Genomic DNA, 13,233 nt, shown 5'->3' on the forward strand with positions numbered 1-13,233 from the left:
GCGGTCAATTTTGACCGCACTTTTAGTGATTAGAAATCGCTTTCTGCGTCATCATTAGATTGTTCAATATCAGCCATTAATGCTTGTTCTGGGTTAGCGACTAATTCAGCACGAAGCTTCGCTTCAAGTTCGTCTGATTTAGCAGGATTTTCATGTAACCATTTCATTGCATTAGCTTTACCTTGACCAATTTTTTCACCGTTATATGCATACCACGCACCAGATTTCTCAACAAGTTTGTGTTTAACGCCGAGTTCAATCAATTCGCCTGCTTTAGAAATACCTTCTCCATAAAGAATTTGGAAATCTACTTGGCGGAAAGGTGCGGCTAATTTGTTTTTAACTACTTTAACACGAGTTTCGTTACCAATGATCTCATCTCCATCTTTAACTGAACCAGTACGACGGATATCTAAACGAACAGAAGAGTAGAATTTTAGCGCGTTACCACCAGTTGTGGTTTCTGGGTTACCAAACATGACACCTATTTTCATACGAATTTGGTTAATGAAGATAACGAGACAGTTTGCATTTTTGATCTGACCGGTTAATTTACGTAGTGCTTGAGACATCAAACGCGCTTGTAAACCCATGTGTGAATCACCCATTTCACCTTCGATTTCAGCTTTTGGGGTAAGTGCAGCAACAGAGTCCACAATGACCACATCTACCGCTCCAGAGCGCACTAAGGCATCACAAATTTCAAGTGCTTGTTCACCGTTGTCTGGTTGGGAGACTAAGAGCTCTTTAACATCAACACCAAGTTTTGCTGCATAAATAGGATCAAGTGCATGCTCCGCATCTATAAATGCACAGGTTTTACCTACTTTCTGTGCTTGAGCGATAACAGATAAAGTTAAGGTTGTTTTACCAGAAGATTCAGGTCCAAAAATTTCAACAATACGACCCATTGGTAAACCACCAATACCAAGAGCTACATCAAGACCTAAAGAACCAGTTGAAACAGATTCTACATCAAGGGCTTGAGTATCGCCCAATTTCATAATTGAGCCTTTACCGAATTGCTTTTCAATTTGACCAAGTGCTGCGGCGAGCGCTTTTTGCTTTTCTTCTTGAGTTGCCATATAAAACCTTCTTAAATAGAGTTATCTAAATTTGGTTAGATTATATCTGTATTGATGTACAGTATCAAGGAAAAATTTTTCCTTACTGAAAAAATGTGAACTAGATTCCAAGTTTTAGACTAATGTAGTAGCCATAGCCATATCAAAAATACTTATCGTAAATATAGCGTTTATGATAATTACTTATATAAGAATAATTTTAGTTATTATTGATTGTTATTTTACTATCTTCAATGAGTTTAAGTATCTAATTATAAAATTATTTTTCATTATCTAATTACCTATTTAAAAATAAATTTTATATTTGCGATCTATCTCACAAAATTGAAAATTTCTCTTCGTTACACTTAATCGATTATGGTATAACTATTCTATAGAAGTACTTCTTAGTTATAGATAAATAAACTTTACTCTAAGGGGAGCTTTAAAATGAAAATCCTACCGATACCTAATGATAATATTACCAAAGTATGTGATTTGCTAAATCAACTTATTGGAGATGTGACAAGTAAGAATCTATTTACGGGATATGGCTTGTTTCATAAACAAAAAGATATGTTTGCTGTTTGGGTAAACAATAAAGTTTACTTGCGAGCTAAGGATGAGCTTTCAATAAAATTAAAAGGACTTGGATGTAAATCTTTTACAACAAATGAACTCAATAAGCGTTTTGTATTATCTGATTATTATGCTTTAACCGAAAGTATCTTAAAGGATAACGTTCTAATGAGAACGTTGATTATTCTTTCAATTACTCAAATAAGGAAGGAGAAACTCGATTTTGCGCTATCTAATGTTGGGCGAATTAGGGACTTACCAAATTTATCGATAAAGTATGAACGAGCATTAAATAAAGTAGGGATTGACAATGTCGATACTTTACGAAAAATTGGTGCTGAAAATGCGATTGTTCGTTTGAAGAAAGCGGATATTAGTGCAAGTGAAGCTTTTTATTGGCGACTTCGCGGAGCTTTGGAAAATCGTAATTGTGAGTTTTACACTGAAAAAGAGAAGGAAAGAGGCCTTAGTAAACTTAATGAAATACTCTCCGCAAATGGATTTAGACGTTGTAAACGAGCGTCTAAAAAGGTTAGTTAGAGAGTATTACGCAAAGGAATTCATGCCTAAAAAATAATCGGTTAACGAGTTTTTTTAAAAAATCACTTGCAAAGAATTCTGAAATGCCTATAATACGCCCCACACAACGACGCGCTGTTGTGAATCTTAAGAAAAACCAGTGCGTCGTTATTTTTTGCTCTTTAACAATATATCAGACAATCTGTGTGGGCACTTGTTGATTGACTTGTTTTAAAAATATTTTTTAATTTTGAAGTCTTAATAGGTGCTAACTAGAAATTCATAATACTTTTTAAGTAGTGACATTTTATGTCAGCAGTATTGAGCGATTGAACTTGAATTGAAGAGTTTGATCATGGCTCAGATTGAACGCTGGCGGCAGGCTTAACACATGCAAGTCGAACGGTAACATAAAGAAGCTTGCTTCTTTGATGACGAGTGGCGGACGGGTGAGTAATGCTTGGGAATCTGGCTTATGGAGGGGGATAACTACGGGAAACTGTAGCTAATACCGCGTAATATCGAAAGATTAAAGTGTGGGACCTTCGGGCCACATGCCATAAGATGAGCCCAAGTGGGATTAGGTAGTTGGTGAGGTAAAGGCTCACCAAGCCGACGATCTCTAGCTGGTCTGAGAGGATGACCAGCCACACTGGGACTGAGACACGGCCCAGACTCCTACGGGAGGCAGCAGTGGGGAATATTGCGCAATGGGGGCAACCCTGACGCAGCCATGCCGCGTGAATGAAGAAGGCCTTCGGGTTGTAAAGTTCTTTCGGTAGCGAGGAAGGTGGTTAGTTTAATAGGCTAGCCAATTGACGTTAACTACAGAAGAAGCACCGGCTAACTCCGTGCCAGCAGCCGCGGTAATACGGAGGGTGCGAGCGTTAATCGGAATAACTGGGCGTAAAGGGCACGCAGGCGGACTTTTAAGTGAGGTGTGAAAGCCCCGGGCTTAACCTGGGAATTGCATTTCAGACTGGGAGTCTAGAGTACTTTAGGGAGGGGTAGAATTCCACGTGTAGCGGTGAAATGCGTAGAGATGTGGAGGAATACCGAAGGCGAAGGCAGCCCCTTGGGAATGTACTGACGCTCATGTGCGAAAGCGTGGGGAGCAAACAGGATTAGATACCCTGGTAGTCCACGCTGTAAACGATGTCGATTTGGGGGTTGAACTTTGAGTTTGGCGCCCGTAGCTAACGTGATAAATCGACCGCCTGGGGAGTACGGCCGCAAGGTTAAAACTCAAATGAATTGACGGGGGCCCGCACAAGCGGTGGAGCATGTGGTTTAATTCGATGCAACGCGAAGAACCTTACCTACTCTTGACATCCAGAGAACATTCCAGAGATGGATTGGTGCCTTCGGGAACTCTGAGACAGGTGCTGCATGGCTGTCGTCAGCTCGTGTTGTGAAATGTTGGGTTAAGTCCCGCAACGAGCGCAACCCTTATCCTTTGTTGCCAGCGATTCGGTCGGGAACTCAAAGGAGACTGCCGGTGATAAACCGGAGGAAGGTGGGGATGACGTCAAGTCATCATGGCCCTTACGAGTAGGGCTACACACGTGCTACAATGGCGTATACAGAGGGAAGCGAGAGTGCGAGCTGGAGCGAATCTCACAAAGTACGTCTAAGTCCGGATTGGAGTCTGCAACTCGACTCCATGAAGTCGGAATCGCTAGTAATCGCAAATCAGAATGTTGCGGTGAATACGTTCCCGGGCCTTGTACACACCGCCCGTCACACCATGGGAGTGGGTTGTACCAGAAGTAGATAGCTTAACCTTTTGGAGGGCGTTTACCACGGTATGATTCATGACTGGGGTGAAGTCGTAACAAGGTAACCGTAGGGGAACCTGCGGTTGGATCACCTCCTTACCAAAAACGAGAGACAATAAGTGTCCACACAGATTGATTGATATATTGTAGAAAATGAATGAAGAGAGAAAAGTGCGTAAGCAAAGTGTAAGATAGAGTATCTTTATTTGTTGTCCCCATCGTCTAGAGGCCTAGGACATCGCCCTTTCACGGCGGTAACCGGGGTTCGAATCCCCGTGGGGACGCCAAATAAAGATAACTTTATTATCTTCTGTTCTTTAACAACCAGGAAACAAGCTGAAAAACTGAAGAGACTTTCAAGTCCTTAAAGGATAAGAAAAAGTCTGAGTAAGAATAAAATCTTGATTGAACAAAAGCAATCAAGTGTTTAGTTGAAAACACAACATCAAGAATTTTTGAGGTTGTATAGTTAAGTGACTAAGCGTACAAGGTGGATGCCTTGGCAATCAGAGGCGATGAAGGACGTGCTAATCTGCGAAAAGCTTGGATGAGTCGATAAGAGGCGTTTAATCCAAGATGTCCGAATGGGGAAACCCAGTAGATGAAGAATCTACTATCACTTACTGAATACATAGGTAAGTGAGGCAAACCGGGAGAACTGAAACATCTAAGTACCCCGAGGAAAAGAAATCAACCGAGATTTCGTTAGTAGCGGCGAGCGAACGCGAAGGAGCCTGTTAGTGATAATGACAGAGACAGAGGAACAAGCTGGGAAGTTTGGCGATACAGGGTGATAGCCCCGTACTCGAAGTCCAGGTCATGGTACTAAGCTAATGATAAGTAGGGCGGGACACGTGATATCCTGTTTGAAGATGGGGGGACCATCCTCCAAGGCTAAATACTCCTGATTGACCGATAGTGAACCAGTACTGTGAAGGAAAGGCGAAAAGAACCCCGGTGAGGGGAGTGAAATAGAACCTGAAACCTTGTACGTACAAGCAGTGGGAGCCTGAAAGGGTGACTGCGTACCTTTTGTATAATGGGTCAGCGACTTATATTTTGTAGCGAGGTTAACCGAATAGGGGAGCCGAAGGGAAACCGAGTCTTAACTGGGCGAATAGTTGCAAGGTATAGACCCGAAACCCGGTGATCTAGCCATGGGCAGGTTGAAGGTTGGGTAACACTAACTGGAGGACCGAACCGACTAATGTTGAAAAATTAGCGGATGACTTGTGGCTGGGGGTGAAAGGCCAATCAAACCGGGAGATAGCTGGTTCTCCCCGAAATCTATTTAGGTAGAGCCTTGAGCGGACACCTTCGGGGGTAGAGCACTGTTTCGGCTAGGGGTCCATCCCGGATTACCAACCCGATGCAAACTACGAATACCGAAGAGTGATACTCAGGAGACACACGGCGGGTGCTAACGTCCGTCGTGGAGAGGGAAACAACCCAGACCGCCAGCTAAGGTCCCAAAGTCTATATTAAGTGGGAAACGAAGTGGGAAGGCTTAGACAGCTAGGATGTTGGCTTAGAAGCAGCCATCATTTAAAGAAAGCGTAATAGCTCACTAGTCGAGTCGGCCTGCGCGGAAGATGTAACGGGGCTCAAATATAGCACCGAAGCTGCGGCATCAGACGAAAGTCTGTTGGGTAGGGGAGCGTTCTGTAAGCGGAAGAAGGTGAATCGAGAGGTTTGCTGGACGTATCAGAAGTGCGAATGCTGACATAAGTAACGATAAAACGGGTGAAAAACCCGTTCGCCGGAAGACCAAGGGTTCCTGTCCAACGTTAATCGGGGCAGGGTGAGTCGGCCCCTAAGGCGAGGCTGAAAAGCGTAGTCGATGGGAAACGGGTTAATATTCCCGTACTTGGATAAACTGCGATGTGGGGACGGAGCAGGTTAGGTTATCGCACTGTTGGATATGTGCGTTTAAGTTAGTAGGTGTGAAGTTTAGGCAAATCCGGACTTCTTTAACACTGAGAGATGATGACGAGGCTCTACGGAGCTGAAGTAACCGATACCACACTTCCAGGAAAAGCCACTAAGCTTCAGGTTTATCTAAACCGTACTGAAAACCGACACAGGTGGTCAGGTAGAGAATACTCAGGCGCTTGAGAGAACTCGGGTGAAGGAACTAGGCAAAATAGCACCGTAACTTCGGGAGAAGGTGCGCCGGCGTAGATTGTAAGGGCTTGCCCCTGAAGGTTGAACCGGTCGAAGATACCAGCTGGCTGCAACTGTTTATTAAAAACACAGCACTCTGCAAACACGAAAGTGGACGTATAGGGTGTGATGCCTGCCCGGTGCTGGAAGGTTAATTGATGGTGTAATCGAAAGAGAAGCTCCTGATCGAAGCCCCAGTAAACGGCGGCCGTAACTATAACGGTCCTAAGGTAGCGAAATTCCTTGTCGGGTAAGTTCCGACCTGCACGAATGGCATAATGATGGCCAGGCTGTCTCCACCCGAGACTCAGTGAAATTGAAATCGCCGTGAAGATGCGGTGTACCCGCGGCTAGACGGAAAGACCCCGTGAACCTTTACTATAGCTTGACACTGAACATTGAATTTTGATGTGTAGGATAGGTGGGAGACTTAGAAGTAGTCACGCCAGTGATTATGGAGTCGTCCTTGAAATACCACCCTTTAACGTTTGATGTTCTAACGAAGATTACGAAACGTGGTCTCGGACAGTGTCTGGTGGGTAGTTTGACTGGGGCGGTCTCCTCCCAAAGAGTAACGGAGGAGCACGAAGGTTTGCTAATGACGGTCGGACATCGTCAGGTTAGTGCAATGGTATAAGCAAGCTTAACTGCGAGACGGACAAGTCGAGCAGGTACGAAAGTAGGTCATAGTGATCCGGTGGTTCTGAATGGAAGGGCCATCGCTCAACGGATAAAAGGTACTCCGGGGATAACAGGCTGATACCGCCCAAGAGTTCATATCGACGGCGGTGTTTGGCACCTCGATGTCGGCTCATCACATCCTGGGGCTGAAGTAGGTCCCAAGGGTATGGCTGTTCGCCATTTAAAGTGGTACGCGAGCTGGGTTTAGAACGTCGTGAGACAGTTCGGTCCCTATCTGCCGTGGGCGTTGGAGAATTGGTTGGGGCTGCTCCTAGTACGAGAGGACCGGAGTGGACGCACCACTGGTGTTCCGGTTGTGTCGCCAGACGCATTGCCGGGTAGCTAAGTGCGGAAGAGATAAGTGCTGAAAGCATCTAAGCACGAAACTTGCCAAGAGATGAGTTCTCCCTGTTTTTAAGACAGTAAGGGTTGTTTAAGACTAAGACGTAGATAGGTCTGGTGTGTAAGCGGTGTGAGCCGTTGAGCTAACAGATACTAATTGCCCGAGAGGCTTAACTATACAACGCTCAAGGGTTTTTGAGGTTGTGAGATTAAAATAAAAAACTCAGAGAAGAAAGAGAAGAAGAAAGTTTTTAGGTGAATCAGCTTGTTTGGTTGTGAGACGCTAGAGATAGCGGAGCAGAGAGAAATAGAAAAGTTATTAAAGGAATAATCCTGGCGGCGATAGAGCGGTGGTCCCACCTGACCCCATACCGAACTCAGAAGTGAAACGCTGATGCGCCGATGGTAGTGTGGGGTTTCCCCATGTGAGAGTAGGACACCGCCAGGTACTGAATGTAGAACCCCGAGCTGAATGGCTTGGGGTTTTTGTTTATGGAGTTTTCAATATTTTAGCAAAGCGTTGATTCTATGATACAATCATCGCTGTAATTTTTATAAAACAAGAGAAAATATGACCGCACTTAATGTATTAATTTATCCAGATGATCACCTAAAAATTGTTTGTGAGCCAGTTGTCGAAGTCAATGATGACATTCGCAAAATTGTAGATGATATGTTTGATACGATGTACCTAGAAGAAGGCATTGGTCTTGCTGCACCACAAGTAGATATTTTGCAACGTATTATTACGATTGATATTGAAGGTGACAAACAAAATCAGTTAGTGTTGATCAACCCAGAAATTTTGGCTTCTGAAGGTGAAACTGGGATTGAAGAAGGTTGTTTATCTATTCCAGGATTCCGTGCTTTAGTGCCTCGTAAAGAAAAAATCACGGTAAAAGCGTTAGATCGTCATGGAAAAGAATTTACGCTTGATGCAGATGGTTTATTAGCAATCTGTATTCAACATGAGATCGATCATTTGAACGGTATTTTATTTGTGGATTATCTTTCACCATTGAAACGTCAACGTATCAAAGAAAAATTAGTGAAATATAAAAAACAAATTGCAAAACAATAATCAAAAGTGCGGTATAAAATGACCGCACTTTTCCTATCAACGCCATAACGTAGAACATTATGAAACCATTGAATATCATCTTTGCCGGTACACCGGACTTCGCAGCACAACATCTTGCTGCACTCTTAAATTCACATCATAATATTATTGCTGTTTATACGCAGCTAGATAAACCGGCTGGCCGTGGTAAAAAATTGCAAGCGAGTCCTGTAAAGCAATTAGCAGAACAGCATCAAATTCCGGTTTATCAACCAAAATCCTTGCGTAAAGAAGAAGCACAAGCAGAGCTTAAAGCGTTAAATGCTGATGTAATGGTTGTTGTCGCTTATGGTTTGATTTTACCTCAAGCAGTGTTAGATATGCCTCGTTTAGGTTGTTTAAATGTGCATGGCTCTCTCTTACCACGTTGGCGTGGCGCAGCACCTATTCAGCGCTCTATTTGGGCAGGTGATCAACAAACAGGTGTGACAATTATGCAAATGGATGTGGGTTTAGATACTGGCGATATGTTACATAAAGTGTATTGTGATATTGATGTGCAAGAAACCTCTGCCTCGCTTTACCATAAGTTAGCTGAAATTGCGCCGTCTGCATTGATTGATGTTTTAGATCATTTGGAAGAAGGGAAGTTCATTGCGGAAAAACAAGATGATAGCCAAAGTAACTATGCAGAGAAACTTTCCAAAGAAGAGGCTAAATTAGATTGGTCGCTATCGGCAGCCCAGCTTGAACGTAATATTCGCGCGTTTAATCCTTGGCCGATTAGTTTCCTACAATTAACCGATGAGCAGGGTAATGAACAAACCTTAAAAGTTTATGTTGCTGCCGTGTTGCCACATGTAGATAAGCCCGCTGGGACGATTTTAAGTGTCGATAGAAAAGGTATCCAAATTGCCACGAAAGAAGGCGTTTTAAATTTATTGCAACTTCAGCCCGCAGGCAAGAAACCTATGTCTGTGCAAGACTTCCTCAATGGTCGAGCAGATTGGTTCCAGGTTGGTAAGGTTTTAAACTAATGGTATTTCAACGCAAAAAAACGGGAAAATCGACCGCTCTTTCGGTACGCGCTATTGCTGCTCAAGTGATTTTACAGGTTTTAGATCAGGGTAAGTCCTTATCAACATTGCTTCCTGACGTGCAATCGCAGGTAAAACCACAGGATTTACCTTTATTACAGGAAATCACCTTTGGTATTTGTCGCGTATTACCTCGTTTAGAAAATATTATAAAAAAACTATTAGATAAGCCATTGAAGGGTAAAACCCGCATCGTGCACTGTTTGCTATTGGTGGGATTGTACCAGTTACTTTATATGCGCGTGCCCGCTCATGCGGCTGTGGATGAAGTGGTGAACGCCACAAAATCATTAAAATCGGATAGTTTCCGTGGTTTGGTTAATGGTGTACTGCGTCGCTTCTTACGGGAACAAGAGGATATTCTTGCTGTAGTAGATAAACATTGGCAAACGCTTCATCCTGAATGGTTTGTGAATAAACTCAAAAAAGCTTATCCGAATTGGCGTGAAATTATTGAGGCGAATAACCAAAAGCCACCAATGTGGTTGCGGGTCAATCAACAGCAAAATAACACGAAAACTTACCGCACTTTGTTGGAAGAGCAAGAGATAGCAGCGTTTGAATGTGATAATCCACATGCTTTGCGCTTAGCTCAACCACTTTCGGTCACAAAGTTGCCAAATTTTGCACAAGGTGCGGTGACAGTTCAGGATCTCAATGCACAATGGTCTGCTTTGTTGCTTGAGCCACAAAATGATGAATTAATTTTAGATGCTTGCGCGGCGCCAGGTGGGAAGACTACACATATTTTAGAAATGGCACCGCAAGCGAAAGTGATTGCGCTTGATGTCGAGGCTCATCGCTTAAAACGCGTCAAAGAAAATCTTGCCCGTTTGAATCAACAGGCGACGGTTGTTTGTGGTGATGCGACCGAGCCTGAAAAGTGGCTTTCAGAAATAGATTTAAGTGGAGCATCCTTTGATCGTATTTTATTAGATGCACCTTGCTCGGCAACAGGGGTGATTCGTCGTCATCCGGATATTAAATGGTTACGTCAAGAAACGGATATTGTTCAATTGGTTGCCTTGCAAGGACAAATTCTAAAAGCGCTTTGGGTAAAATTGAAACCTAATGGCATTTTGCTTTACGCGACTTGCTCGGTGCTTCCTGATGAGAACAGTCAGCAAATACAGCATTTTTTAGCTGAAACACCCGATGCAGAATTAATGCTATTGCCGTTTGAACAAACGGAAAATACGATTGGAATCCAATTCTTACCACAAGAGAATAGCGGGGATGGGTTCTATTATGCAAAATTGAGAAAACGGTTAGCTTAAATGAATTTGCCTTTAATTGATGTCGTCATTCCTTGCTATAACGCTGAACAAACGCTTGTTCGTGCAGTAGAGTCTGCGTTGCTGCAAGGTAATCTTGGCCGTCTTTGGCTGATTGATGATACGTCTACAGATAATACATTTGTATTAGCCTTACAGCTTGCCGCGCAATATCCTGACAGAATTTCTGTCGAGCAAATGCCGAAAAATAGTGGTGTCGCGATGGCTCGAACTTGGGGCGCAATGCTCTCTGCTAAAAGTGCGGTCGATTTTGTTGCGTTTTTAGATGCGGATGATGCATACGAACCTGGAGCATTGGAAGTGGCTGCGGCAACCTTTCATTTTCAGCCAGATACATCGGTGGTGAGATTGGCGTTAAAACCGATAAATTTAGCCCAACGCTATGCAGAACATCCTAATTTTGATCAAGCATGGCAATATATGCGTATGACCTGCGGGGGAAATATCGTTATCAATAAAGCTTTTTTCTTAGCTTGTGGCGGATTTCCAACACATCAATTATTCCGAGAGCTCGGCGGTGAAGATGGCGCATTAGGTATTGCGACGACTAAAACTGCAAAAGTAGCTACATTATTTGAAGATGTAGGCGTATTGCATTTTTGTCGTGAAGGTATGCATGCAGAACGTTTGCTCGATGGTCTTTTATTTAATAAACAAGATCCTTCGATTACTACAGAAAAAATGGCAGAAGCTGAACAAGTCACAGCGACCATTTGTCGCCGTATTGAGGCATTAAAGTGCGGTCTAAATTCAGCTGAAATTGGTATCCGACCTTTGGTTGTGGAGAGAACAGAATGAAAATAATCATCTTAGGTGCAGGGCAAGTAGGGACAACACTTGCAGCAAATCTAGTGAGTGAAGATAACGATATCACACTAGTCGATAATGAATCCCAACATTTGCAGAATTTGCAAGATAAGCATGATTTACGTGTGGTTAAAGGTTCGCCTTCTTCCCCCAAGATTTTACGAGATGCTGGGGCAGCAGATGCAGACTTGATGGTTGCCGTAACCGCATCTGATGAAACTAATATGATCGCTTGCCAGTTGGGATATACCCTTTTTAATACCCCAACACGTATTGCGCGTATTCGTAATGCGGAATATTTGCGTGAGAAAGATAAATTATTTAATGATGAAAATGTACCAATTGATCATCTGATTTCACCAGAAAATTTAGTTACAGATGAGATTACTCGTTTAATTGCTTATCCAGGTGCGTTGCAAGTGGCGTATTTTTCCAATAATCGAATTAGCATTGTGGTTGTAAAAGCGTATTATGGTGGTCCTTTAGTGGGTTATGCATTATCTGCTTTTAAAGAGCATATGCCACATATTGATTGCCGGATCATTTCAATTTTACGTAATGATAAATTAATTCGCCCGCAAGGTTCGACTATTATTGAGGCGGGAGACGAAATTACCTTCATTTGTGCGACAGAGCATATTAAAGCGGTGATGAGTGAGTTGCAACGCCTTGAGAAAACTTACAAGCGTATCATGATTGTGGGCAGCGGGAATATTGCCTCAGGTGTAGCCAAACAGCTAGAAGATAAGTATCAAGTGAAACTTATTGAGCGAGACGGTGAAAAAGCAAAAGTCTTGGCTGAGAAACTCTCTAAAACCCTTGTTTTCCATGGTGATGCTTCTGACCAGAATTTACTTTTTGAAGAGCATATTGAGAACGTCGATGTCTTTTTATCATTAAGTGCGGACGATGAAGCCAATATTATGTCGGCATTACTGGCAAAGCGTTTAGGGGCGAAAAAAGCGATGGTACTGATTCAACGCATGGCATATATCAATTTGATTCAAGGTGGAACCATTGATATTGCGGTTTCACCACAACAAGCGACAATTTCTGCTTTATTAGGACATGTGCGTAAAGGGGATATCAAAAACGTGGCATCTTTGCGTCATGGTACTGCGGAAGCCATTGAACTTGTGGTACATGGCGATTTGACCACATCCAATGTGGTTGGAAGACAGATTGGCGATATTAAACTTCCAGTTGGTGCAATGATTGCGGCAATTTTACGTAAAAATGAGGTTATCATTGCACGTCGTCAGGTGACCATTGAAGAAGGTGATAGTGTCATTGTTTATATTAATGACAAGAAATCTGTGTCAGAAATAGAAAAATTATTCCAACCGAGTGCATTTTTTATTTAAATAACAATTTACTTTTTAATCTTAAAACCTATAATACGCATTCTTTTAATTTTTAAACCAATATAAAGGAATATTTATGAGTTTTATTAAAGAATTCCGCGAATTTGCAATGCGTGGTAATGTAGTTGATATGGCAGTCGGTGTTATTATCGGTGGAGCTTTTGGTAAAATTGTTAGTTCACTTGTAGCTGATATAGCAATGCCTGTATTAGGTATTTTAACTGGTGGTGTAGATTTCAAAGATTTAAAAATCACGTTAGCAGAAGCGGTAGGTGAAACTCCAGCAGTAACATTAAACTACGGTGCATTTGTTCAAAACGTCTTTGATTTCATCATCATTGCATTCGTAATCTTCATGATGATCAAAGGTATCAATAAAGTGAAAAAACCAGTAGAAAAAGTGAAAGGACCTTCACAGGAAGAATTACTTACTGAAATTCGCGATTTATTAAAAAAATAATAAGAATTTAATGTGAATAAAAAA

The 13,233-nt window shown here is 42.5% G+C and carries 8 protein-coding genes, 1 tRNA gene and 3 rRNA genes; 11 read left to right on the forward strand and 1 reads right to left on the reverse strand.

Going from position 1 to position 13,233, the window contains the following annotated elements:
- Nucleotides 1-29: 29 nt before the first annotated feature.
- Nucleotides 30-1,085, reverse strand: a complete 1,056-nt coding sequence (recA, locus tag EL215_RS03000; RefSeq protein ID WP_126470116.1) for a recombinase RecA — start codon at nt 1,083-1,085, stop codon at nt 30-32.
- Nucleotides 1,086-1,514: 429 nt separating this feature from the next.
- Between recA and EL215_RS03005 the strand changes: the two genes are divergently transcribed.
- From EL215_RS03005 to mscL, 11 genes are all read left to right on the forward strand, one after another.
- Nucleotides 1,515-2,183 carry a TfoX/Sxy family DNA transformation protein gene (locus EL215_RS03005; protein ID WP_126470118.1) on the forward strand — a complete coding sequence of 223 codons (669 nt, stop codon included), beginning with the start codon at nt 1,515-1,517 and terminating at the stop codon, nt 2,181-2,183.
- Between the two features lie 316 nt (nt 2,184-2,499).
- Nucleotides 2,500-4,039: ribosomal RNA gene (locus EL215_RS03010) — 16S ribosomal RNA — on the forward strand.
- A 112-nt stretch (nt 4,040-4,151) separates the two neighbouring features.
- Nucleotides 4,152-4,227, forward strand: a tRNA-Glu gene (locus tag EL215_RS03015).
- Nucleotides 4,228-4,407: 180 nt separating this feature from the next.
- Nucleotides 4,408-7,304, forward strand: a 23S ribosomal RNA gene (locus tag EL215_RS03020).
- Between the two features lie 154 nt (nt 7,305-7,458).
- Nucleotides 7,459-7,574 (forward strand): 5S ribosomal RNA (gene rrf / locus EL215_RS03025).
- The 16S, 23S and 5S rRNA genes sit together here with 1 tRNA gene alongside, the layout of an rRNA operon.
- A gap of 123 nt (nt 7,575-7,697) precedes the next feature.
- Nucleotides 7,698-8,207 carry a peptide deformylase gene (gene def, locus EL215_RS03030; protein WP_126470120.1) on the forward strand — a complete coding sequence of 170 codons (510 nt, stop codon included), beginning with the start codon at nt 7,698-7,700 and terminating at the stop codon, nt 8,205-8,207.
- Nucleotides 8,208-8,266: 59 nt separating this feature from the next.
- Nucleotides 8,267-9,223 (forward strand): methionyl-tRNA formyltransferase, encoded by a 957-nt coding sequence (fmt, locus tag EL215_RS03035; protein WP_126470122.1) that lies wholly within the window; start codon nt 8,267-8,269, stop codon nt 9,221-9,223.
- A complete protein-coding gene (rsmB, locus tag EL215_RS03040) occupies nt 9,223-10,560 on the forward strand; it encodes a 16S rRNA (cytosine(967)-C(5))-methyltransferase RsmB (RefSeq protein WP_126470124.1) in 1,338 nt (445 codons plus the stop codon). The genes fmt and rsmB overlap by 1 nt, the downstream gene beginning before the upstream one ends.
- The gene (locus tag EL215_RS03045) at nt 10,561-11,376 is read left to right on the forward strand and encodes a glycosyltransferase family A protein (RefSeq protein ID WP_126470126.1); all 816 of its coding nucleotides are present in this window, start codon (nt 10,561-10,563) and stop codon (nt 11,374-11,376) included.
- Nucleotides 11,373-12,749, forward strand: a complete 1,377-nt coding sequence (trkA, locus tag EL215_RS03050; protein ID WP_126470128.1) for a Trk system potassium transporter TrkA — start codon at nt 11,373-11,375, stop codon at nt 12,747-12,749. Before EL215_RS03045 ends, trkA begins: the two co-directional genes overlap by 4 nt.
- Before the next feature lie 76 nt (nt 12,750-12,825).
- Nucleotides 12,826-13,209, forward strand: coding sequence for a large-conductance mechanosensitive channel protein MscL (mscL, locus tag EL215_RS03055; protein WP_126470130.1), 384 nt, complete (start codon nt 12,826-12,828; stop codon nt 13,207-13,209).
- Nucleotides 13,210-13,233: the final 24 nt, after the last annotated feature.

Source organism: Haemophilus parainfluenzae, assembly GCF_900638025.1.
Taxonomy (GTDB): Bacteria; Pseudomonadota; Gammaproteobacteria; order Enterobacterales; family Pasteurellaceae; genus Haemophilus_D; species Haemophilus_D parainfluenzae_J.

What these genes read in the sequence shown, in the direction of transcription:
- recA (WP_126470116.1), bottom strand. Translation starts at nt 1,085, where the DNA reads ATGGCAACTCAAGAAGAAAAGCAAAAAGCGCTCGCCGCAGCACTTGGT.
- EL215_RS03005 (WP_126470118.1), top strand. Translation starts at nt 1,515, where the DNA reads ATGAAAATCCTACCGATACCTAATGATAATATTACCAAAGTATGTGAT.
- def (WP_126470120.1), top strand. Translation starts at nt 7,698, where the DNA reads ATGACCGCACTTAATGTATTAATTTATCCAGATGATCACCTAAAAATT.
- fmt (WP_126470122.1), top strand. Translation starts at nt 8,267, where the DNA reads ATGAAACCATTGAATATCATCTTTGCCGGTACACCGGACTTCGCAGCA.
- rsmB (WP_126470124.1), top strand. Translation starts at nt 9,223, where the DNA reads ATGGTATTTCAACGCAAAAAAACGGGAAAATCGACCGCTCTTTCGGTA.
- EL215_RS03045 (WP_126470126.1), top strand. Translation starts at nt 10,561, where the DNA reads ATGAATTTGCCTTTAATTGATGTCGTCATTCCTTGCTATAACGCTGAA.
- trkA (WP_126470128.1), top strand. Translation starts at nt 11,373, where the DNA reads ATGAAAATAATCATCTTAGGTGCAGGGCAAGTAGGGACAACACTTGCA.
- mscL (WP_126470130.1), top strand. Translation starts at nt 12,826, where the DNA reads ATGAGTTTTATTAAAGAATTCCGCGAATTTGCAATGCGTGGTAATGTA.